Raw genomic sequence first — 22,885 nt, forward strand, 5'->3', positions numbered from 1 at the left:
CTTTTTACGGGATTACAGGATGCTTGCCGGGTCGAGCTTGGCGAGGTCCTCGGCGGACAATACGTCCGTGGCATGCTCGTACAGGCGCGGGATGCGGTTGCGCAGGCAGGTGAAGATCTCGTAGCTGATGGTGTCGGCGGCACGTCCCCAATCGTCGGCTGTCGGCTCGGCGTAGTCCTCGCCGCGGCCCGGACCGAATAGTTCCACGTTGTCGCCTTCGTGGATGCCGAGTTCGGCGGCGGAACCGTGCAGGTCGAGGATGAACTGGTCCATGCACACGCGGCCGGACACGTGGTACAGGCGTGGGCCTTCCGAGGTCATCACGCGCACCGGGCCGCCGGGCTTGGTCACATGCTTGGCGCCTTCCATGTCGAATCCGGAGGCGGAGCGGTGGATGCCGTCCGCATAGCCGAGCGGCACGATCGCGGTGGAGGTGTCGGACGGGGTCAGATACGTACGGCCGTAGGAGATGCCATGGCCGGCTTCCACGTCCTTGACGGTGCCGAGCTGCGCCTGCAGGGTCATGGCGGGCTTCAGGCTATACGTGGACGGCGTGCCCATGGCCGGATCGGCTTCGTAACCGTACAGGCCGATGCCCGGACGGGTCAGTTCGAAGTGGATTTCCGGACGGGACAGCGTCGCCGCGGTGTTGGCGAGGTGGCGGATTTCCGGCGGAATGCCGGCCGCCTCCATACGACGGGTGAAGTCCTTGAACGTTTCGACCTGCATGTCGGTGGAGGCAACGAATTCCGGAACGTCCGGTGCGTCGGCGACCGCCAGATGGCTCCACTGGCCGACGATGTGCAGCACGCCTTCCTTGGCGAGCGGCACCAGTTTGGCGAGCGCCGCGTCGAAACCGGCGGGCGTGAAGCCGTTACGGCCGAAGCCGGAATCGACCTTCACATGCACGCGCGCCGTCTTGCCAAGCCTGCGTGCGGCCGCGGCGACACCGTCGATGCCGGCGAGCGAGCCGACGGAAATGTCGATGTCGTTGTCGATCAGCTCGTCGAACGGCACTTCGGCGCCGCTGTACACCCATGTCAGAATATGGCAGCGATCGGGGCCGATGCCCGCCTTGCGCAACAACAGCGCTTCATGCGATTGCGCGGTGCCGAGCCACGTGGCGCCGCCTGCGAGCGCGGCAAGCGCGGCGGGGATCAGGCCGTGTCCGTACGCGTCGGCTTTGACGATGCCCATGACGGCGGTGCCGGAATGCGGTCCGCCGACGACACTCACCAGATGGCGCATGTTGTCGCGCAGTGCGGCGAGGTCGACGATGGCCTGCGCCGGATACCGCCGCTGGGCGGCCTTGTAGTTCGCTTTGCCTTGTTCGGAGGAGAAATCCCATTCACGTGTTGCGCTCAAAGTCATGGCTCCCATTGTCGCGCCGCTATGTGACAGGTATGGAACATCAGGGACATATGGTGAGACGATTCACGATGTTTTCACGATTTTGTCCGGCAGTGTTTTTTACACTTTCCATACACAAGGCTGTTGCGCATATCGCCGCGGCCTTTCTGATTTCTGGCGTTAAGGCGTGCCAGAGTCCCGGAAATCCGTCCGGTCCGGCCCATTTTTGAAACAATCACAGGGAATCTGACGACCATGGATCTATTTCGCAAGAAGTCGGTGGACCAACTTGTCTCCGAATCGACTCCGCTGAAGCGAACACTGAAAACCTTCGACCTGACCATGCTGGGCATCGGCGCCATCATCGGCACCGGCATCTTCGTGCTCACCGGCAAAGGCGCGCTCACCGCGGGACCCGCATTATGCGTGTCCTTCCTGCTTGCCGCGATCTGCTGCGGCTTCGCAGGCTTGTGCTATGCGGAGTTCGCCGCGATGGCACCGGTTTCCGGCTCCGCCTATTCGTACGCGTATCTGGCGTTCGGCGAGTTGATCGCCTTCGTGATCGGCTGGGATCTGATTCTGGAGTACGCGTTGCAGGCGGCCACCGTGTCCGCCGGCTGGTCGGGCTATTTCAACAAGCTGTTGGAAGGCTTCGGCCTGCATCTGCCGGTCGAACTGACCGCCGCATACGGCACCACGCCGGGAGTCACCACGTATTTCAATCTGCCCGGCTTCGTAATCGTGCTTATCATCACGTGGGTGCTGTCCATCGGCATCAACCAGACGAAGAAGACCAACGACATCATGGTGATGATCAAGCTGGCCATCATCGTGCTGTTCATCGTGTGCACCGTCTGGTACATCAATCCCGCCAACTGGAAACCGTTCTCCCCGTATGGCATCTACACGTTCCAGCCGGGTTCGACGCAGCCGTACGGCATCGTGCCGGCCGCGTCGATCGTGTTCTTCAGCTTCATCGGCTTCGACGCCGTCTCCTCCTCCGCCGAGGAGACCATCAATCCGAACAAGACGCTGCCGCGCGGCATCCTGATCTCGCTGGCCGTGTCCACCGTGCTGTACATCATCATGACGCTCATCATGACCGGCGTGGTGCCGTACAAGGAGTTCGCGAAGTTCATCGACGCTCCGGTGGCGGGCGTGATTCTCGAGACCGGTCTCAACTGGCTGGCGTTCATCGTGAACCTCGGCGCGTTGATCGGCATGACCACCGTCATGCTGGTGCAGCTGTACGGCCAGTCCCGCATCTGCTATGCGATGAGCCGCGACGGACTGTTCCCGAAGTTCTTCGGCGAAGTGCATCCGAAGTACCGCACACCGTTCAAGGGCACGTGGTTCTTCGGCATTCTGACGGCCATCGCCGGCGGTTTCATCAACATCAACGTGCTGTTCGAGCTGGTGAACATCGGTACGCTGTCCGCGTTCATCATCGTGTCGGCCGGCATCCTGTGGATGCGCAAGACCCAGCCGGACGCGCATCGTGGCTTCCGTGCGCCGGGCGTGCCGTTCACGCCAATCTGCGCCATCATCTTCTGCCTGATTCTGATCTTCGGTTTGAATTGGGAGACGTGGGTGCGTTTCGCCGTGTGGTTCGCGCTTGGACTGGTCGTGTATTTCACGTACAGCCGCAAGCATTCTCAGCTTAACGAGCCGGGACTGTTCTAATCATCCCTTCATATGGAAAAGGACGTCTCCCGCAGTTTTACGGGAGACGTCCTTTTTTCTATGTTTCTATGTATGCGCAATCACCATTCGTGACGCTGGTAGGCGATACGCGTGGTATCGGTGGGGCGGTCAAGCAGTTGGATCAGGCCGCAGCGGGCGAATCCGTTCGATTCGAGCACGTGCTGCATGGCCTTGTTGTTCGGATGCGTGTCGGCGCGCACGTTGCCGTAATGTTCGATGCACCAGTTGATGCAGTCCTTGGCCGCGCCTTTGACGATTCCCGACGAGGCGATGCGGTGGATGGTCACATACGAGTCATCGTCCAGCCAGGCGCCGTCGATATGCGCGTAGGTGGGATCCTCGCCCGTGCACAGGGCGAACTGGGCGAGCACACGCTCCTTGCCGTCAGCCTCGTCCACCAGCAGCATGGTGCGCTGCTGGCGAATGTCGTCAAGGATCACTTCCTCACGTGGGAACGTGTTTCCCCATTGCGTGGGATTCCCGTTGGCCGCCATAAGCTCACGCGCATGCTGGTAGATTTTCAGCATGACAGGCAGATCATCCATGGTGGCACGACGGAACCGACGTTCGGAAGTGGTTTCGCTCAACCCTTTCACCTCAATTCGACTGTATACCTCTCTCAAGCATTCCAGCCGTCCAAACTACCACGCCCACCGCACAGGCATGGTAACGCTCACACAAGGCGGCGTTCGAACGGGTCGGAGCTGATGCCCTTGGCGAGGATGTCCTTGCACCATTCCTTGGCGGTGAACAGGCTGTGGTCGCGGTAGTTGCCGCAGCTTTCGATGGTGGTTGCCGGCACGTCGTCCCATGTGGCCTCGTAGGCGATGAATTCCAACGATTCCTTCAATGCGCGAGCCACATCCTCGGTGGAATGCTCGCCCCACGTCAGCAGGTGGAAGCCTGTGCGGCATCCGAACGGCGAGCAGTCGATGTAACCGGGGATGCGTTCGCGCAGCAGCACCGCGATGGTGTGTTCGATGGTGTGCAGTCCGCCGGTCGGAATGGCGTTCTCGTTCGGCTGCACCAATCGCAGGTCGTAGTTCGAGATCACGTCGCCGTGGGGGCCGGTTTCCGTATCGATGTAGCGCACATACGGCGCCTTTACTTTGGTGTGGTCCAATTGGAAGCTTTCCACCACCGGCTTGTCTTCCGCCATGTTCTGTCCTTTCGTTGTTGTGTTCACATTCCACTATTCACGGTTCGCGGGCTCAACGTCAACCGTCGTGCCATGCGTGTCGGTTATGGCCGGTTCAAGCCTCGTCGCCGGAATCCTCCCGAATCGCGGCCATGAACCGTTCGCCGTACTGTTTGAGCTTGCTTTCCCCCACACCGTTGACGGCAAGGAACTGGTCGTCAGTGATCGGCTTGACCCGTACCATGTCACGCAACGTCTTGTCGGAGAACACGATGTACGGCGGTTTGCCGAGTTCGCGCGCGATGTCCAGTCGCAGCGCACGCAGCTTCTGGAATAGCGCCTCGTCGCCGTCATCCGGCACGTACGATCCGACAGCGGGAGTGGACACGTCGGGCGTTCGACGCGCACGGGCGTCAGCACGTTTGATCTTCTTGATGTCGTAATGGAATTCGGGTGCGACCGTTTCCGCCGCACGGGGTCCGAAGCCGACGATCGGCAGGCGTCCTTCCGCGATCGTCAGGAAGCCGTCGGTGGCCATCTGGCTCAGCACGTCGCGGATGCGCGCTTCCGGCACTTCGTCGAGCATGCCGAACGACGGCAGGCTTTCGGGGTTGAGATAGCTTAGATCCTGTGCCTTCGAGCCGCGCAGCACCTTGACGATTTTACCGCTGCCGACATGCTGGTTCACATCGTGCACGCAACGGCTGATGGCTCGGGCGATGTCGGTGACGTCGATGGTTTCGAATGTGTGCTCGCAGTTGGCGCAACCGCCCACGCATTTGCCGTCCGTTTTCGCCGCCGCGCCCGCGGTTTCGCCGAAATACCGGGTCATGTACGCGTGCAGGCAGTCCGTGGTACGGCAGTAGCCGACCATCGCGTCGAGCAGCCGGCGTTTCGACGCGCGTACGGCCTCCTGCTCTTCGGGAGTCAATCGTTCGTTTTCGTAATCCGAATCGAGCAGCCGGCGGCGGGTGACGATGTCCGATTCGTTCCACAACAGCGTGCAACGGCTTGGTTCGCCGTCTCGTCCGGCGCGACCCGCCTCCTGGTAGTACGCTTCGATGGATTCGGGCATGTTGTGGTGGATGACGAACCGCACGTTGGATTTGTCGATGCCCATGCCGAACGCATTGGTGGCCACGACCACGGGCACACGGTCGGTGACGAAATCGCGTTGCGCCTTCTCTCGTGTGTCGGCGCTCATACCGCCATGGTAGGCGACGGCGATGGTGCCGATATCCGACACATCCGCACCCCCTGCGGCACGCAATTCGGCGACGGCGCTGTTAAGCGATTCGGCGAGCGCTTCCGTTTCCTTGCGCGTGGCGCAGTAGACGATGCCGGATTCGTCCGGATGGCTGGCGATGTAGGACGCCACCCAGGATGCTTTGTCTTTACGTGGCATGCTGATGACGTCGAAATACAGGTTCGGCCGGTCGAAACCGGTGACGGTGATGGACGGTGTGTGCAGACCCAGAATCGAAACGATGTCGCGGCGCACGCGTTCGGTGGCGGTGGCGGTGAACGCGGCGACCGTTGGACGTGTGGGCAGTCCGGCGATGAATTCGCCGATGCCAAGATATGAGGAACGGAAGTCCTGCCCCCATTGGGAGACGCAGTGCGCTTCGTCGACGGCGACGAGCGAGATCGGCACACGGACGGCGAAGTTGCGGAATCGTTCGGTTTCCAAACGTTCCGGCGCCACGTACAGCAGTTTGATCTGGCCGGAGAGCGCCTGCGCGAAGACGAGATCCTGTTCGTCCGGCGTCTGAGTGGTGTTGATGAACGCGGCCGGAAGGCCCACGTCGTTCAGGGCGTCGACTTGGTCGCGCATGAGTGAGATCAGCGGCGAGATGACGATGGCGACGCCCGGCAGGATCGCTGCGGGAATCTGATAGCAGATGGATTTGCCGGCGCCGGTGGGCATGACGCCAAGCACGTCGTGTCCGGTGAGGATGGCCGAGACGATGCCGGATTGTCCAGGACGGAACGAATCGTAGCCGAAATAGCGGTTCAGCGCCTCCAATGCGCGGGGGTCTACGGAATCGGCGGAATCAACAGCTTGCGTCATGGTTTCCAAGTGTAGCAATGCCATGCGTTGACCGTGGAGAGCGAAACGGCCGGCGCGGGTCTTGCCCATGCCGGCCGTTTCATGCTTCTATCGGAAATAGGGAATTCAGATCTGGCGGAACGCCTGCTCCAGGTCGGCGATCAGATCGTCCGCGTCCTCCAGGCCGACGGACAGGCGGATCAGGTTGGCGGGCACTTCGAGCGTGGTGCCGGCCACGGAGGCGTGGGTCATGGCGCCCGGATGCTCGATCAGGGATTCCACGCCGCCCAGGGATTCGGCCAGGGTGAACACTTCGGTGGCTCCGGCGAACTTCTTGGCCGCTTCGAAACCGGCGGCGATCTGGATGGAGATCATGCCGCCGAAACCGCCGTGCATCTGGCGTGCCGCGATGTCGTGGCCCGGGTGGGATTCGAGCCCCGGATACCATACGCGTTCCACTTCGGGGCGGGTTTCGAGCCACTGGGCCACTTTCATGGCATTGCGGCTGTGCTGCTTGACGCGCAGGTCGAGGGTTTTGAGGCCTCGGATGTCAAGCCAGGAGTCGAACGGGGACGGAACCGCGCCGGCCGCGTTCTGCAGGAAGGCCACCGCGTCGCGTGTTTCCTTGTCGTTCAGGACCACCGCGCCGCCGACCACGTCAGAGTGGCCGCCGATGTACTTGGTGGTGGAGTAGACGACCACGTCGGCGCCGTCTGCGAGCGGATGCTGCAATACCGGGGATGCGAAGGTGTTGTCCACGACCACTTTGGTGCCGTGCGCGTGCGCCACGGCCGCGGTGGCGGCGATGTCGGTGATGTTGAGCAGCGGGTTGGACGGGGTTTCCACCCAGATGTACGCGTACTGCTTCTTGGCGAGCGCGGCTGAGACGGCGGCCGTGTCGGTGATGTCCACCACGTCGAGGCCGATGCCCCACGGCACGAACACCTTGGACAGCAGACGGTAGGTGCCGCCGTACACGTCGTTGCCGAGCAGGATGTTGTCGCCGGGCTTCAAAGTGGAGCGCAGCAGCACGTCGATGGCGGCAAGTCCGGAGGAGAAGCTTAACGCGTATTTCGCGCCTTCCACGGCGGCGAGCTGCTCGTCGAAGCTGTTGCGGGTCGGGTTGATGGAACGGCTGTAGTCGTAGCCGTTGCGCAGGCCGCCGACACCATCCTGCTTGAAGGTGGAGGTCATGTAGATGGGGGTGACCACGGCTCCGGTGGTCGGGTCGGGTTCCTGGCCTGCGTGGATGGCACGGGTGGCGAGAGCGGTGGCGTTGAGGGCTTCGGTGTTGGTCGAGATGGTCATGATGGGAACTCCTTGGAAGTATCGGATGGTTTGGGTTGTTCGGATGATTGGCATTGGTTTCAAAGGTGCGATCGGGCTGTCGGACAGTCGTTTGACGGTCTTTTACAGGTACTGTTCGGCGAGGCTGGGCTTGGTGGTGCGTTCCACGACGTCGGCGAATCCGTTGGCGCGCATCCAGTCGTCGTTGAAGATCTTCTCCATGTAGCTGCGGCCGGAATCGGGCATCAGCACCACGACGAGCTGGTTTTCGTCGAGGTCGTGCTCGCGGGCGTATTTCAGCGCGGAGAACACGGCCATGCCGGATGAGCCGCCGACGAGCAGTCCTTCCTCGTTGGCGAGGCGTCGGGTCATTTCGAAGGCTTCCGCGTCGGTGACCTGCACGATCTCGTCGGGAAGGCTCCGATCAAAGGCCTTCGGATAGAAGTCCTCGCCGACGCCTTCGATCTGGTATTGGTGCACGTCGTTCGGGTCGGAGTAGATGGAGCCTTCCGGATCGGCGCCGATGACCTGCACCGCGCCGTTGGACACGTCCTTCAGATAGTGTCCGGTGCCGGAGATGGTGCCGCCGGTGCCGATGCCCGCCACGAAATGCGTGACCTTGTGGTCGGTGGCCTCCCAGATTTCCGGACCAGTGGTGTGATAGTGGCTTTCGGGACCGTTCGGATTGTCGTACTGGTTGGGGCGGTAGCCGCCGGGAATCGCCTTGGCGAGGCGGTCTGCCACCTGGTAGTAGGAGCGGGGGTCGTCGGGGCCGGCGTCGGTGGGGGTTACGACCACTTCGGCGCCATAGGCGCGCAATACCGCACGCTTGGCTTCGGAAACCTTGTCCGGCAGGGTGAAGATCGCACGGTATCCGCGCTGCAAAGCCACGAGCGCGAGTCCGACACCGGTGTTGCCGGAGGTCGGTTCCACGATCACGCCGCCGGGCTTCAGTTCGCCGCTGCGTTCGGCCGCGTCGATGATGCGTTCGGCGATGCGGTCCTTGGACGAGCCGCCCGGGTTCAGGTATTCGACCTTCACCGCGATGGTGGCTTTGATGCCGTCGGTCACGTGGTTGAGTTTGACGAGCGGGGTGTTGCCGATGAGTTCGGACAGGGAATTGTGGATGGTCATGACGTTTCCTTTGCACGGTGCGGTTCGTGGGCTTTTCGAATGGTTTTGGTTTCGTATGTTCGAGAAGCTCGCGTCCGTCGCGTGCAGTTGTTGAAACGGGACCTGTTGCGATGCTGCCTTGCTCATTCGCGTGCGTCGCGTGCGCCAACCTCGGCTGATGCGCTATTTCGAATGATCGTTTGGCGATTCGCATACGGCCTGCGATATGCGCGACCGCTTGTTGGAATGTCCTATCTCAAGTTATGCGTCGATGAACCACGCGCCCCTCGGGCGGTTGGTCAGCGACAGCAACAACATGAGAAATTGAACATGGCTCATACGATAGCACGGACGTGGACATCGGCGTGTTGCCCATGCCGAGCATCGTCACCACCATACCGGCAGCAACTGCGGAACACGCACCTCACGACGCCGGATCAACAGCCAGCACAACAAGTTGCCGAAGATCATCACACCTACGAAAAGCACCATCATCGGCCAGAACGTGTAGGCCTGATCGTATACGAGACGCTCGTTGGACGTTCCGTACATCGCCGCGGACGCCGCTTGCCCCTCACGCCACATCAGACACCAGCGTCCCCGCAGTGCCTCGAGCAGTTTCCATATCATCGGATTGACATCGGTGGCGGTTCTGTTCAACAGCCATGGACGCGCGACCCATGCTATGCATGCCGACACCGCCAGGGCGATTGCCCCGTACCGATTGACCTGCGCCAGCAGTTCCCCGACGCATTGACCCAGAATCGCCACCGAGGCGGTCAACAGGAACAGCGCCAGGAACAGCAGCATCGGATTGGCCGTATCGCCTCGCACGCCTGTTCTCATGGCCGCGTATGAACCGCCCAGATCACGGTTCAGGAATCGCAATCGTCCGAATGAATCGGATAGTGGCACACAAGCCAGCCACTGCAGGTCACTGCCGACACGGAACGTGATGAGGATATCGGCATCATGGTTCGGCGTCAGCACGAACCCCAACGTCATGACCACCGAGCAGGCAAGGGAGAAGCAAAGATTGGCGAACATCTCGGTCCAGAAATACACGACCCGGCCCACGCCCATGGATATCAGGGAACGAAAGCCACTGACAGCCGGAACCGCCGTCAGAACCGCGCACATCACCAACGTCGGGCCAAGCACATGGTATTCCACCACATAATGACCTCCGGATACCAAGGCCAAAATCAGACCCCACAGCCACGGCACGCAATAACCGGCCAACACGTACGCCATCAACACGACGCAACGCGCGGCAAGCTGCCTTGTCAGCGCGAACCGCATCCCGGCCGACAAGCCTTTCACTTCATCCATCATGACGCATACCCCTTGTCCATGCCGGTAATCTGGATGACATACTCATTGAGATCGAAAGACCTCATGACAACGTCCTCCGGCATCGGTGCAGATGGCACGCCACGCACGCCGACAGTCAGCAGACCACCGAGAACGGTTTCCGACAGCGTACGCAAACCATTGTCGGCCAAGTACCGCCGCACCGATCCGACCGGCCCCGACAGCATCCGCCCACGTTGTGCCAACTCGTTCATGTCGAAGGATTCCAGCACCCGCCCATGGTCGAGGACCACGGCATGTTCGACCAGTCCCTCCACCTCCGTTATGAGATGGGTGGATATGATCATGGTGCGAGGTCTGTCGCCATACGACTCAATCACGAAGCGGTAACACAGGTCACGGGCCGCAGCGTCAAGACCATCAGTCGCTTCATCAAGCAACACGATATCGGTCGGCGCGCAAAGCGCGGCAACCAGCTTCGCCGCGCCACGCTGACCGGTGGACAGTCTCATGAAACGAGCATCAGGCCGCAGCCCGAAAGCCTGCATCATACGCCCCGCCAACACATCATCGAATCTGCCGTATCGCCGCGAGATCAGACGGAACACCGATCGCAGACGCCATTCGACAGGATATGGCCAAGTCTCGTCCATCAGCATGAGACGTTCCCACATGCCGCCGCCATCCGTCATACGGTTGCCGTCGAACGACACACTGCCGGCATCGGCCACGAGTCGGTTCGCGATGATGTTCAGCAATGTGCTTTTGCCGGCACCATTGCGCCCGAACAGACCATGTATCGCACCGCTCCGTAATTCCAGATTCACTCCGTTGAGCAGGGACGTTCCATGACGGCTCTTGCTCAGATCGCTGATGACCAGACTCATCGATAGGTCCTTCCGATGATGCGCTGTAGTTGTTCGCAGCTGATGCCAAGCGCCTTTGCCTGCGCGACGAGTTCGACGACCCGCGTGGTGAGCAGTTCCTCGCGTTTGGCGTCACGAGCCTTCTCCCGTGCTCCCGTGGTGACGAACATGCCAAGGCCGCGTCTTTTCTCCAGCAGACCCTGATCGACCAGGAGATTCATGCCTTTGAGCACCGTGGCGGGATTGATCGCATACGTGGACGAGATCTCGGTGGTGCTGGGCACCTGTTCGCCTTCCGCGAAGGCACCGGAGACGATAGCTTCGCTGATTTGTTCGGCCACCTGCCGGAACAATGGCGTCGTTCCCGAAAAATCGAATCGCATCCGACGCCTCCAGCCGCCTAGTCGGTTCAATATCAACGTCATCCACTCTAACCGTTGGTCTGCCGCGATGCGGCAACGAACAGCCGGCGAAGCATCTCTCAAGGACACGGCACACGTCATGCGCGTGCCTTGAAATAGGCGAACAACTGCCGTTCGCGGATCGTCATACCCCCAACCGCAGTCCCGGCAAGCATCCCGACCGACATGGCGCCCGGAACACGGCATAGCATCGCGACAACCGGCATCGCGTCACCGGATCCGGTCAATATGAGCGGCACGATCGCGACAACCGGCAGACATGCCACGCAAGACGCCGCCACCGTGGCCAGCGTCTCCAAAAACAGCTGCAGCAGCATCGCGGTTTTCGGATACCCCGCATGCAACGCGCTCGCTATCTCGATTCTGCGCATGCAAACCGATGCGAACCCCAACGCCATTGCGATGACGAACATCAACAGTGGCGCATACCGGGTGATGCGGGCATCGAAATCCGCCGGGCCAGGCATATGCGACCCCAGCATGGTATTGATCCGGCTGATTTTCGCATGCGGCGTTTCGTTGCTTCCACTCGTCCCGGCAGAGGTGGAGCTCGCAGCGGCGCCGACACCGGATTCGGCATCGGCGCGAATGGAGACACGCAGCAGGCTTTCGATACCGTCGGGAACCGGCCACGCACGGACCAGACAGGTGTCATAGGCCTTGGTATCGTTGCCGGGCGAGATAATCGCATAGCCGTATGTTGGTTGCCTTCCGTCGCTTGGCCAATCGAACGTCGCGGAAACACGCATGCGTGCGCCACCGACGAGCGGCAACACCATGCCGGCATGCGCGCCATACGTGCGCGCCACAGCCGTCGACATAATCACACCGGAATTGTCCTTCCGTATCCCTGTCGCCGCGAATACCTGCGCGACATGTGCGCTTGCCTCGTATGTCGGAATCTCGGTCGCGGGCAATGACGCGATGCGCACGCGGTCGGACGACTGCCGGAGGGCGGCGGCGCCCAACACTCCGTTCGCGGAACGCAGCCCTTCGCAGGCCGCGCCGTCGATTCCTCCCTGCAAAGTGATCGCATAGGTGGAGGCACCTGATTCCTTCCATTTCCAGGCGTCGCCGATCAACCCCGTCATCTGCGTCAGGTCTGCGCACATGCATGCGACCGCGCATATCGACAGCAGCAGCCAGATAAGCGCGCATCGGCTCGTGCCAGTGGCGACGTTGCGCCAAGTCTCACGCAGTACCGCTTTCAACCGCATCGGTTTCATTGGTAGTCCTCCAAATCGATGACATCGGTGGCGGCGTCGCGCGTGCGATGATCATGCGTGGCGACCACCACGATCATGCCCTGTCTTGACAACGCGCCCAGTCGCGCATTCACCGTATCCGCCGTATGTACATCGAGTTGCGCGGTCGGCTCATCGACCAGCAGCAGATCGGCGCCCGACGCCACGCCACGCGCCAGCATGAGCCGTTGAGCCTCTCCTCCGGACAGCTCCCGGTATTCGCTGGACGCGCGCTCCGCCAGACCGAACTGGGCAAGCAGCTCGCACGCACGCGCCTCCGCCTGCGGCACATCCAACCCCCGCGCAAGATAAGGCAGAGTCACATGGTCGATCACGCTTCGGCGCGCCACTCCGATGGGATTTTGGAACACCCAGCTGGTTTTCCCGATGTTCAGCCGCTGAATGGATCCTTCCGACGGCTTCACCCATCCCGCCAATATGGACAACAATGTGCTTTTGCCCGAACCGGAAGGCCCCACCAGCGCATACACGCGATCGGGCCGCAGGTCAGCATTTAACGAACGGAACAGCCAAGTGTCTCCAGTGAATGTGTGACCGACATCGCGCAACGTCACCAGTTTTCCCGGCGTCCGCTCATCATCCCCCTTCATCAGAGGACCCGTGGAATCAACGGGATCACTCATCGGCATGGTTTGCCTCCTTGCGGATTCGTGCGCACTTTGCCCAATGCCGCGCCGGAATCGACCGTGGCCATTGAGCGCCCCAAACGGGAGCCGATCACGGTGACCGCGACGGGCTTGCCATCGGACACCACGCAGGCCTGTTCATCATGTTGCGCGTAGAAAGCGGTGGGTGGCAGCGACCATACATCGATTGGAGTTTTCAGGAGCCATTGCAGGGTGAAGGTCACATCCGACGCGCCATCCGACGCGCTCTCGGAGGACTCAGCTGTGCCGGACGCCTGCCGATAGGCGTCGCTGCCCAGCAATGCCGCCAGCGTCGATGAGTCGGTGATTGCCGTCGTTTGTTGCGGCATGTCGACCATTCGACCGTCCACGTCAAGCACCCGATCTCCTGCGACCACCTCGTCCTGCGGCATGGTCACGGATACCGATTGCGATTGCGAATCGGTGGTCAACAGTTCGGATTTCACGTCGATTGATGCGCCGATGCCGGCAACGCAGGAACGGATCGTCACGGATTGCCCATCCAACCACACGTAAGCGTCTTTGGCTAGCGTCCACCCGTTGTCCTTGACCAGCCGTGCCGCGCCGACGGTATCGGCGAGCGCATTGTATGCGAGAATCGTGTCCCAGGTCATCGCATCGCCGTCGGGGGCCGCATATCCAAGCCGTCGCAGCTCGGCGTTCAGCGCCGCCACGTCGCGGCCTCGCATACCGGACTGCAGGTCGCGGAACGGCGGAACGGCGGTATGCAACGACAGCAGCGGCACTTCATCCACTGCGATGAAGCTTGTTCCGGAATCGATGGTTTGTCCGGGCGCGCAACCATAGGCGGTGATGGTGCCCGATTTGGGCGAGGCCACGGTGCGCCCCGTTCCGGTATGGACCGTGACGGTGACGTCTCGAGCATCATCGAACCGGCTTTTCGCCGCAGTGATCGAGCCGGAGGCCGTTGAGGATCGCAACGATTGGGGTATGGCCGGTCGGACCAGCAGGAATCCGCATCCGACGCCTGCCGCCAATGCGATGACTACCAACAGCGCGACGACCGACATGGCCAATGGCTGACGTCGTCGCGTCGCCGGCCGCCGCTTTCCATCCGCATCCGTCCGTCGGTTCCGAACATGCGACCATGCTCTGACGGGTGTTTTGCCGCCCGCCATCACAATGCCCCACATTGTTCGATGATGGCCGCTTTGCGTTTGTCGTAGGCGGGATTGTCCTTGAGGGCGTATTTGCCGATCAGGTCATCGAAGCTCGTTCCGCCGGATTCGCCCATCGTCGCCAGCTCGTCGTAGGCGTCGGCGGTCACGGAGTCGTCCACGATGCCGTGTTTTTTCAGGCAGGCCAGTGTCTTGTCGTTCTGCTGGCGCGCGAGTTGGTCGTTATCGACGTTCTCGGGATTCTCCTTGAGGCTCAGATACAGGTCGACGATGTTCTTGTATTGGGTCTCATTCTGGCAGGCTTCGTCAGCGGCATTGGTGGCGGCAATCTCATCTTCGCTCAAGTTGCGCTTGTCAAGCGCGTTGTCTCCGTAGGACGGGCTGATCGACCCACCGGGGTATCGCGCCTCGCCGGTGTCCACTGTGATGCCTTTCGAGGTCAGGCATTGCGCGTAGCTGGAACCGAGCTGGACCAACTCCTCTTCCGTGATTTTGCCGTCCTCGAGAATCTGGGCGGCTTCAGTGCTACCGGAGTTCTTGATTTTTGCGATTTCGTCCCGATACGACGCGTCCGCGGCGTTGGCGTCCGCATCGCCGCTGATGGCGGACGCCTGGCCCCGTGACGACTGCTCTTGCTTCCGATCTCCTGCCGTGCCGCACGCGCCCAACGATATGCTCAAAGCAAGAACCGTCAGTATTGTCACGATTCGCCGTGGCCGTTGCATCCCGTGGCTTTGATATGTTCCATGCGTCATCGCAGTCCCCCGATCATGAACATCCGGTCATGCCGGACCATCCATCCTGTTGGTTACATGGTTAGTTACATAACTAACTAACCATGTAACCAACAATATCGACCGACACGCAATCGGTCAAATCGTTATAGAAAAGAGACGCACCACGAATATGCGAGACTGTATGGCGCGCACGGATGAGGCATGCGGAGCGACACCTACAGCGAGGCGGCCTGCACCAATCGCTTGGTGTACTCGTCCTGCGGATGGCCCAGCACCTGGTCCGTCGGGCCGACTTCGACCGCGCGCCCGTCGTGCAGGACCAGAATGCGGTCCGCGATGTGCTGCACCACGCCCAGATCGTGGGACACCATGATGATCGCCATATCGGGCTGCGATTCGCGAATCGCGGCGAACGCGTCGAGGATGCGCACCCGCGCGGCCACGTCGATGGCGCTCATCGGCTCGTCGGCGAGCAGCACCTTCGGCCCGTCCACGATGGCGCGGGCGATCGCGGCGCGCTGCGCCTGCCCTCCGGACAGGTCGACAGGGAAACGGTTGGCGAACGTTCCCGGATCGAGGCTCACCATTTCCAGCACTTCGGTCACACGTTCCGCGACGCGTTCCCGTGGCCAATCCGGATGATGCATGCGCAATGGCTCGCCTATGGATCGGCCGATGCGCCATCGCGAATCCAACGAATCGAACGGGCTTTGGAACACCAATCCGGACTGCAGGCGCAGACTGTGCGCCACGTCGCCACGGACCGGCTCGCCGCAGTATTCGACGCTGCCGCCGTCCGCGGATTCGAGCCCCAGCAGCACGCGGGTCAGCGTGGTCTTGCCCGACCCGGAGCCGCCGATCACGGCGAGGCACTCCCCCGCCCGTACATCCGCATCCACGCCGAACAGCGCCTGACGGCGGTCATGTTTCGCGCCATACCATTTGTCGAGGCCGCGGCCGCGCAGCACCATTCCTTCGTTCACGTCAGTCATGGTCCACCTCCTTTTGCGCGGGATTCCGCACGGATTCCCGCCCGGCATCCTGCCCTGCGTGCAACGACAACGCGCGGGCCGACCGGACCAGCCTGTGTCCCGCGTCGGTGCGCGGTTGGTCCAGAAGCGCGTCCGTATCGCCGGATTCCGCGATCCGCCCGCATTCAAGCATATAACAGCGTGTGGTGGCCCTGTTCAGCACCGCGAAATCGTGCGTGATGAACAGCATCGACGCGCCCGACTCGTCCACCAGCGACGTGAGCAGGTCCACAATCTGCCGTTGCGTGATCGAATCCAACGCGGTGGTCGGCTCGTCGGCGATGATCAGCCGCGGCGAAGTGACAAGCGCCGTGGCGATGCCGACACGCTGCCGTTGGCCGCCCGACAGTTCATGCGGGTATTTCACCAGCACGTCCTCGCCGAGGCCGACCTTGGCAAGCACCGCTGTGACGCGTTCCGACCGTTCGGCGAGCGACAGATCGTAATGCAGGTACAGCGGAAGACCGACCTGCTGCGCCACGGTCATCACCGGATTCAACGCGGCGGACGGATTCTGGAACACCATGCCCACGTACCGTCCGCGCAGGTCGGCGACCGCTGCGTCCGACGCGCCGACAATCTGCGTACCACCCAATTCGACGCTGCCCGTCACCTGTGCGGTAGCCGGCAGCAGGCCCATCATGGCGCGGGCGATCATCGATTTGCCGGAACCGGACGAGCCGACCAAGCCGACACGTTCGCCGTCGGCGATGTCCAAATCGACATCATCGACGATCGGCTTGCCGTTGATGGCGATGTTCAGATGACGTATGACGGCGCTCATGCGGCCTCCCTCAACGCGGGATTGGTTAGCGGATCGAGCGCGTCGCGCAACGCGTCGCCGAACAGGTTCAACGCGACCACCACCATCGTGACGACCAGGCCGGGCCATAGGACGGCCATGGGATAGATGCTGATGAATTTCACGGACGTGGACAGCGAATGCCCCCAACTGGGCACGCCGGCTCCGACGCCGACGCCCAGATACGTGAGTCCCGCCTCCGCCAGCAGCGAGGTGCCGGCGCTCATGGACAGCTGCACGCACAATACCGGCAGCGTGTTCGGCACGATATGCGTGAAGAACACACGGACGGAGCTTGCCCCCGACCATAATGCCGATTCGACGTATGCCGAACGTGCGGCGAGCAGTGCGGAGGGCCGCAGGATGCGTGCCAGGTTCAGCCCGTACGCGCAACCGCAGGCAGCCACGACCACTGCTGCGGACGCGCCGAACGGCACAGTGAGGATCAACGCGATCAGTACCGTCGGAATGGAAATCAGCGCGTCGACCACCACCACCGACGTGGACGCGAGCGCACCGGAACGCGATACCATGGCTGCCACCAACAGCAGGCCGATCGCGGCCGCGACGATGACAGTGAGCACGGCGATCATGAGATTCGTGCGGGAGCCGGCCATCAGCCAGCTCAGCACGTCCGCGCCGGTGCCGTCGGTACCCAATAGGTGCGCTGCGGATGGGGAGGCCCACGCGTTGAATCCGTTGGTGTCGAGCAGCGAATACGGCGTCCATACGAGGGACAGTACGGATACGAGCAGCCATGCTCCGATGACGATCAGCGCGTATTTGCCGCCGGCCTTGGCCCAGATGGTCGAAAGCACGGTTTTCATGGTGGCAGTGGATGTCACGTCGATGACGGATCGCATGGGTCTCGACGTAGTTTGCGTGGACGACGCCGGTTGCGAGGATGGTGCGGGTCTCGATGCGTTCATGCTTCCGCCTTTCCCGAAACGACGCCGGAATGTTTCAACCGCGGGTCGAGCGCGCGGTGCGTCAGATCGACCACGAGACCCAGCAGCAGGAAGAACGCGGCCAGCAGGAACAGTTCGCTTTGCACTGCGATCAGGTCGCGGTTGCCGACGTCGGTGACCAGCATGGCGCCAAGACCCGGCAGGGCGAACAGGTTTTCCACCACCATCACGCCGGTGATCATTTGCGCGAAGGTCAGGCCGACCACCGACACCAGTTGCGCAGTGGCCAGACGCAACGCCACGCGCAATACCGCCTGTTTGCGGGTCATGCCGCAGGCCATGGCCATATCCACCGCCTGCGATGAGGCCATATCCCCCACTGCGGCACGCGTGTAGCGCATGATGGACGCGCCGGCTGTGATGCCGGTGGTGAGCGCCGGCAGCAGCAGACAGGACAGGGCCTTTCCCGGCGTGGCCCAGCCGGTGTCGGGGAAGCCTTGCGCGGGCAGCAATCCCAACAGTCCCGTGCCACGGGAGAACAGCAGGATCAGCAGTAGGCCGCCCCACAATGCGGGCACCGCGCCGCCCACGATCGCAATGCCGTGGAACAGGCCGCGCAGCCGCGGATTGCGTGTCAGGACGGCCGCGCAGCCAAGCGGCAGGCCGATCGCCAGCGCGATCAGCAGGCTCAGCACAATCAGAGGGAACGTTACGGCGGCGCGCATGGCGATCTGCCGCGCGACCGGCCGTCCGCCGACTGCGGACACGCCGAGGTCGCCATGCAGCATGCCCGCCATCCAATCGCCATATTGTGCGACGAGCGGCTTGTCCAAGCCGAATTCGGCGCGCAGCGACGCAATGCGTTCGGGGGTGGCGTTCGTGCCGGCGATGACCGCGGCGACGTCTCCCGGCAATACGCGCAGCATCACGAACACCAGCGCGGACAAGCCCACCAAAGCCGCTACGAACAGCGCCAGCCGCTTTCCCACGAATCGCATGGAAATACCGTTCCCTTACTTATTCTTGGAGATCCGCCACAATGGCAGCACCGTCTGGCTGAGCTTGCTGGGGAAGCCCTGCACGTGCTTGTTGACGGCCACCGTCACGCGGTAGCCGAACAGCCAGTCCGCCGGCGCGTCCTCGCTTACGGCCTTCGCCGCCTGCTTCAGGTATTTCGCGCTGTCGGCCTCGTCGGTGGCTTCCAAAGCCTTGGCGTACAGTTTCTGCGCCTGCTTGCCGTCGTAATGGTAGTAGTAGTCCGGCGTGGTCCACTTGTAGAAGTCGTGGCTTTCGGCGTGGTCCACCAATGACAGCTCGTAGTCGCCGTTGGCGTGCACGTTCTGCAGCCATGTGGAGAATTCCACATAGTCGATCTTCAAATCGATGCCGATTTTGGCGAGCTGGCTTTTAAGCTGGTCGCCCAGTTCGGTGCCGTACGTGTTGGCGTAGGTGAGGGTGAGCCGCAACGGCTTGTCGGTGGTATAACCGGCTTCCTTCATGAGTTCCTTGGCCTTGTCCACGTTGTACGGGTACAGGCCGGTCAGGTCCTCGTAACCGGGGTCGACGGACGGGATCGGACCGCCGAGCGCGTAGTCGACGTTGCCTCGGGAGGCGATGATCTCCTTGTGGTTGATGGCGTAGCGGATGGCCTGGCGGACGCGCTTGTCCTTGAGTTTGGCGTTCGTGCAGTTGAAGGCGAGGACGAACTTGTCGCTGCCGTCGGCCGCGGACACCGTGTATGTGCTGGCATCCAATGATTTGGCGAGCGTGGCGTTCACCGGGGAAAGCACGTCGACGTCACCGCTTTTCAGCGCGTTGACGGCTGCGTTGTCGTCGGTGAGGAAGCGGATCACCACGTTCTGGGTGGCGGGCTTGTGTGCGGTTCCCCAATATTTCGGATTGGCTTTGAGCACCATTTTGCTGGCCGAGTCGAAGGATTCGACGGTGTACGGGCCGGAGCCGACCGCTTCGGTTTTCGCGTTGTATTTGGCGTTTTTGTCAAACACGAGGCCAGGACGTCCGGTCAGATACCACAGCAGGTTGGAGTCGGGGGTGGAAAGGGTGAGCTTGACCGTGTTGGCGTCCACCGCTTCGGCCTTGTCGAGGCTGGCCACCTGGTTGGCGTTGTAGTACTGCTTCTCCTTGAGCTGGTTGATGGACCAGGCCACGTCGTCAGCGTCGAGCTTGTCGCCGTTGGAGAAGGTCATGTTCTGGTTGAGATGGAAGGCGTAGGTCTTGCCGTCCTTGGAAATGTCCCAGGATTTCGCGAGGCCCGGCTGCACTTTGTTGTCGGAGTCGCGCGACAGCAGCGCTTCGTAGACGTTGCCGATCAGCACCTGTTCGATGGCCGATCCGGACTGGTGGCGGATGTCGAGGCTGACCGGGGCGAGTTTGAGCCCGATGGTGACGGTGTCGGCTTTAGTTACGCCGGAAGTGTTCGCGTCATCGTTTTTGCCGCGCGTCACTGCAATGGCGACGATCACCGCGACGGCGGCGATGATGGCGATCAACGCGATAAGCCACTTCTTCGGGCCTTGCGATTTCGCGCCGTTCGACGATTTCGCACGCGCGTTTAGCGTGGCGTCGGTGCTTGCCGTGGACTGCGGCTGCTGTTCGTTCTCCTGTTTGGTTGCGTCGGCTTCGCCGTGCGCACCGGTAGGTGACGACATGGGATTTCTCCTCTTCGTATTTTCGATTATGTGTTGTGATTGCGGTTGACCGCCTGCGTGAGGTCGATCACCACGGCCTGATTCTACCGTCCGCCATACCCGCGGCCCGTTCGGATTCGCCCGCAAAGCGCGCGGAGGCTTCGGCCCGGTTATATACTTGACGCAGTCGCGGCAGGTCACAACGAGAAGGACGGTTGATCCATGGCGCATATTCTTTTGGGGGTCACCGGCAGCATCGCCGCGTTCAAGGCCTGCCATCTCGCCTCCGATTGGAGCAAGCAGGGGCATGAGGTGCGTGTGGTGATGACCGCCGCCGCACAGGAGTTCGTCACTCCCCTGACGTTCAGTTCCCTCACCCACACGCCGACACGCACGTCCATGTTCGCCGCCGGACATCGTCCCGGCGCTACGGCCGACGTGGCACCCGGACCGGACGGTCCGCTGCAGATCAGCCACGTGGCCGACGCGAAGTGGGCGAATCTGCTGGCAGTCGCTCCGGCGAGCGCCGATATCATCGCGAAAATCGCCTGCGGCATCGCCGATGACCAGCTGACCAGCACCATACTCGCGTACGACAAGGGACCGAAGATCCTGTGCCCCGCCATGAACGTGCATATGTATGAAAACGCCGTGGCGCAACGCAATCTCAATACCTGCCGTGAGCTCGGTTGGACGATTGTGGAGCCGGAAAGCGGCATGCTGGCCTGCGGCGACGCCGGCAAGGGACGTATGGAGGAGCCGGCACGCATCGAAACGGCGGTGAAAGCGCTGCTGCTTGCGAATCGTCCGGACGGCGAGCTGCCGCTTAAGGGACTTGCCGTGCTCGTCACCGCCGGCCCGACGCAGGAGCCGCTTGATCCGGTGCGGTTCCTCACCAACCATTCCACCGGCAAGATGGGGTATGCCTTGGCCGAACAGGCACGCGATCTGGGCGCGCAGGTGACGCTTGTGTCCGGTCCGGTGGCGTTGGACGCCCCGTATGGCGTGGATGTGGTCGATGTCACGACCGCACGGGATATGTTCGATGTGGTGACGAGCCGTTTCTCGGACACGGACATCACCGTCATGGCCGCGGCCGTCGGCGATTTCCGTCCGGTCGAGCAGGCCCGGGACAAGATCAAGAAGAACGGGCGCAGCGGCATCGAGCTCGAGCTCACGTCGAATCCGGATATTCTGGCTTGGGCCGGCGAGCATAAGCGGCCGGACCAGACATTGTGCGGATTCGCCATGGAGACGCGCGACCTTGAGGCCAACGCGGCGAAGAAGCTTAACGGCAAGCATTGCGACATGCTGGTGGCCAACAATCTGCGCACCCCCGGCGCCGGTTTCGCAGCGGACACGAACGTGGTGACGGTGCTGACGCCGGGCGAAACCGCAGACAGGCCAAGCATCGAACGGTGGAGCAAGATGGGCAAGGACGCACTTGCGAAACGTATTCTTGTCAAGCTCGCAGCCATGCGTGCGGACGGCGAACGGCGCTAACCGCAGCATTTTCAAATCGCAATAACCGTATCAATCGCAATAATCGCAATATTTCAACGGAACTTCCGCAAAACGCGAAGGAGAACGCAACATGCTTCTGATGGCTGTGGATATCGGCAACACGAACGTCGTGATCGGTTTCATCGACGATGGGCGCATCGCGGGCACGTACCGCATCACCACGAAGGCGAACCACACGTCCGACGAATACGGGCTGATGATCACGCAGTTCCTGGCTTTGAGCGGCTACAAGCCGGCGGATGTCGATGATGTGATCATTTCGTCCGTGGTGCCGAAGGTCATGCATTCGTTCCGTGCGAGCATCGTGAAGTTCCTCGACATCGATCCGATGATCGTGGGACCGGGCATCAAAACGGGACTAAACATCCGCATGGACAATCCGCAGAACATGGGCGCGGACTGCATCGCCGACTGCGCGGGCGCGTATTACGAGTATGGCGGGCCGATTCTGGTGGCTGATTTCGGCACGGCCACCACGTTCAACTACGTCACCGCGGACGCGTCGGTGATTTCCGGACTGATCACCACCGGTATCCGCACCGCCGCGGCCGCACTGTGGGAAGGGACGGCGCAGCTGCCGGAAGTGGAGATCACCCGTCCGAAGTCGATTCTGGCGAAGTCCACGAAACCGGCCATGCAGGCGGGCCTGTACTACAACTTCCTCGGCGGCATCGAACGCACGATCGCGCAGTTCCATAAGGAGATCGACGAGGATTTCCGTGTGGTGGCGACGGGCGGATTGAGCCGCGTGTTCGCCGACGACACGAACATGATCGACATTTACGATCCGGACCTGATTTTCAAGGGCATGCGGCACATCTACGACCGCAACGTCCGCTGATTCAAGAGCCAGCGACGGGAACCGGCGATCATAGCCCGGCAATCTGAAAACCGACGGCCTGCGGATAATGCGCTATCCGCAGGCCGCAATCGATTAAAC

The 22,885-nt window shown here is 61.8% G+C and carries 21 protein-coding genes; 3 read left to right on the top strand and 18 right to left on the bottom strand.

The window, feature by feature from the left end:
• Window positions 1-12: 12 nt before the first annotated feature.
• Window positions 13-1,371 (bottom strand): alanine racemase, encoded by a 1,359-nt coding sequence (gene alr, locus KSX58_RS07295; RefSeq protein ID WP_217735659.1) that lies wholly within the window; start codon window positions 1,369-1,371, stop codon window positions 13-15.
• 234 nt (window positions 1,372-1,605) lie between these two features.
• On the opposite strand from alr, the gene KSX58_RS07300 reads away from it, so the two are divergent.
• Window positions 1,606-3,033 (top strand): amino acid permease, encoded by a 1,428-nt coding sequence (locus KSX58_RS07300; RefSeq protein ID WP_033499217.1) that lies wholly within the window; start codon window positions 1,606-1,608, stop codon window positions 3,031-3,033.
• Window positions 3,034-3,113: 80 nt separating this feature from the next.
• Here KSX58_RS07300 and KSX58_RS07305 read toward each other — a convergent pair whose 3' ends face one another.
• The 17 genes from KSX58_RS07305 to KSX58_RS07385 all read right to left on the bottom strand — a co-directional run bounded on the left by KSX58_RS07305 (window position 3,114) and on the right by KSX58_RS07385 (window position 20,442).
• Window positions 3,114-3,599, bottom strand: a complete 486-nt coding sequence (locus KSX58_RS07305) for a GNAT family N-acetyltransferase (protein WP_003808493.1) — start codon at window positions 3,597-3,599, stop codon at window positions 3,114-3,116.
• A 128-nt stretch (window positions 3,600-3,727) separates the two neighbouring features.
• Entirely contained in the window at window positions 3,728-4,213 is a 486-nt protein-coding gene (locus KSX58_RS07310) for an S-ribosylhomocysteine lyase (RefSeq protein WP_003808491.1), read from the bottom strand.
• 94 nt (window positions 4,214-4,307) lie between these two features.
• Window positions 4,308-6,263, bottom strand: coding sequence for a DNA helicase RecQ (gene recQ, locus KSX58_RS07315; protein ID WP_055680251.1), 1,956 nt, complete (start codon window positions 6,261-6,263; stop codon window positions 4,308-4,310).
• Between the two features lie 105 nt (window positions 6,264-6,368).
• A complete protein-coding gene (locus tag KSX58_RS07320; protein WP_113736368.1) occupies window positions 6,369-7,550 on the bottom strand; it encodes a cystathionine gamma-synthase in 1,182 nt (393 codons plus the stop codon).
• A gap of 102 nt (window positions 7,551-7,652) precedes the next feature.
• On the bottom strand, window positions 7,653-8,663 hold the full coding sequence (locus tag KSX58_RS07325) for a pyridoxal-phosphate dependent enzyme (protein ID WP_021913663.1): 1,011 nt from the start codon (window positions 8,661-8,663) through the stop codon (window positions 7,653-7,655).
• A 366-nt stretch (window positions 8,664-9,029) separates the two neighbouring features.
• Window positions 9,030-9,977, bottom strand: a complete 948-nt coding sequence (locus KSX58_RS07330; protein ID WP_217735658.1) for a hypothetical protein — start codon at window positions 9,975-9,977, stop codon at window positions 9,030-9,032.
• The gene (locus KSX58_RS07335; protein WP_217735657.1) at window positions 9,974-10,843 is read right to left on the bottom strand and encodes an ABC transporter ATP-binding protein; all 870 of its coding nucleotides are present in this window, start codon (window positions 10,841-10,843) and stop codon (window positions 9,974-9,976) included. The genes KSX58_RS07330 and KSX58_RS07335 overlap by 4 nt, the downstream gene beginning before the upstream one ends.
• Window positions 10,840-11,205 (bottom strand): GntR family transcriptional regulator, encoded by a 366-nt coding sequence (locus KSX58_RS07340; protein WP_021913661.1) that lies wholly within the window; start codon window positions 11,203-11,205, stop codon window positions 10,840-10,842. The genes KSX58_RS07335 and KSX58_RS07340 overlap by 4 nt, the downstream gene beginning before the upstream one ends.
• Window positions 11,206-11,321: 116 nt before the next feature.
• The gene (locus tag KSX58_RS07345; RefSeq protein ID WP_217735656.1) at window positions 11,322-12,461 is read right to left on the bottom strand and encodes a hypothetical protein; all 1,140 of its coding nucleotides are present in this window, start codon (window positions 12,459-12,461) and stop codon (window positions 11,322-11,324) included.
• A gap of 5 nt (window positions 12,462-12,466) precedes the next feature.
• Complete coding sequence (locus tag KSX58_RS07350; RefSeq protein ID WP_229057624.1) at window positions 12,467-13,138, bottom strand: ABC transporter ATP-binding protein; 672 nt, start codon at window positions 13,136-13,138, stop codon at window positions 12,467-12,469.
• Window positions 13,129-14,187: a hypothetical protein gene (locus KSX58_RS07355; RefSeq protein ID WP_143245762.1), complete on the bottom strand. Its 1,059-nt coding sequence runs from the start codon at window positions 14,185-14,187 to the stop codon at window positions 13,129-13,131. The genes KSX58_RS07350 and KSX58_RS07355 overlap by 10 nt, the downstream gene beginning before the upstream one ends.
• Window positions 14,188-14,294: 107 nt before the next feature.
• Window positions 14,295-14,975: a hypothetical protein gene (locus KSX58_RS07360; protein WP_217735655.1), complete on the bottom strand. Its 681-nt coding sequence runs from the start codon at window positions 14,973-14,975 to the stop codon at window positions 14,295-14,297.
• A gap of 272 nt (window positions 14,976-15,247) precedes the next feature.
• A complete protein-coding gene (locus KSX58_RS07365; RefSeq protein ID WP_217735654.1) occupies window positions 15,248-16,024 on the bottom strand; it encodes an ATP-binding cassette domain-containing protein in 777 nt (258 codons plus the stop codon).
• The gene (locus KSX58_RS07370) at window positions 16,017-16,847 is read right to left on the bottom strand and encodes an ABC transporter ATP-binding protein (protein WP_217735653.1); all 831 of its coding nucleotides are present in this window, start codon (window positions 16,845-16,847) and stop codon (window positions 16,017-16,019) included. Before KSX58_RS07370 ends, KSX58_RS07365 begins: the two co-directional genes overlap by 8 nt.
• Window positions 16,844-17,728, bottom strand: coding sequence for an ABC transporter permease (locus KSX58_RS07375; protein ID WP_237976462.1), 885 nt, complete (start codon window positions 17,726-17,728; stop codon window positions 16,844-16,846). Before KSX58_RS07375 ends, KSX58_RS07370 begins: the two co-directional genes overlap by 4 nt.
• Window positions 17,729-17,790: 62 nt before the next feature.
• On the bottom strand, window positions 17,791-18,771 hold the full coding sequence (locus tag KSX58_RS07380; RefSeq protein WP_038444228.1) for an ABC transporter permease: 981 nt from the start codon (window positions 18,769-18,771) through the stop codon (window positions 17,791-17,793).
• 15 nt (window positions 18,772-18,786) lie between these two features.
• On the bottom strand, window positions 18,787-20,442 hold the full coding sequence (locus KSX58_RS07385; protein WP_217735652.1) for an ABC transporter substrate-binding protein: 1,656 nt from the start codon (window positions 20,440-20,442) through the stop codon (window positions 18,787-18,789).
• 201 nt (window positions 20,443-20,643) lie between these two features.
• Here KSX58_RS07385 and coaBC point away from each other — a divergent pair, with 201 nt between their 5' ends.
• Window positions 20,644-21,924: a bifunctional phosphopantothenoylcysteine decarboxylase/phosphopantothenate--cysteine ligase CoaBC gene (gene coaBC / locus KSX58_RS07390; protein WP_217735651.1), complete on the top strand. Its 1,281-nt coding sequence runs from the start codon at window positions 20,644-20,646 to the stop codon at window positions 21,922-21,924.
• Between the two features lie 91 nt (window positions 21,925-22,015).
• Complete coding sequence (locus KSX58_RS07395; protein WP_003808472.1) at window positions 22,016-22,786, top strand: type III pantothenate kinase; 771 nt, start codon at window positions 22,016-22,018, stop codon at window positions 22,784-22,786.
• Window positions 22,787-22,885 lie beyond the last annotated feature (99 nt).

This window comes from Bifidobacterium sp. MSK.17.10 (genome assembly GCF_019129655.1).
Lineage (GTDB): Bacteria > Actinomycetota > Actinomycetes > Actinomycetales > Bifidobacteriaceae > Bifidobacterium > Bifidobacterium adolescentis.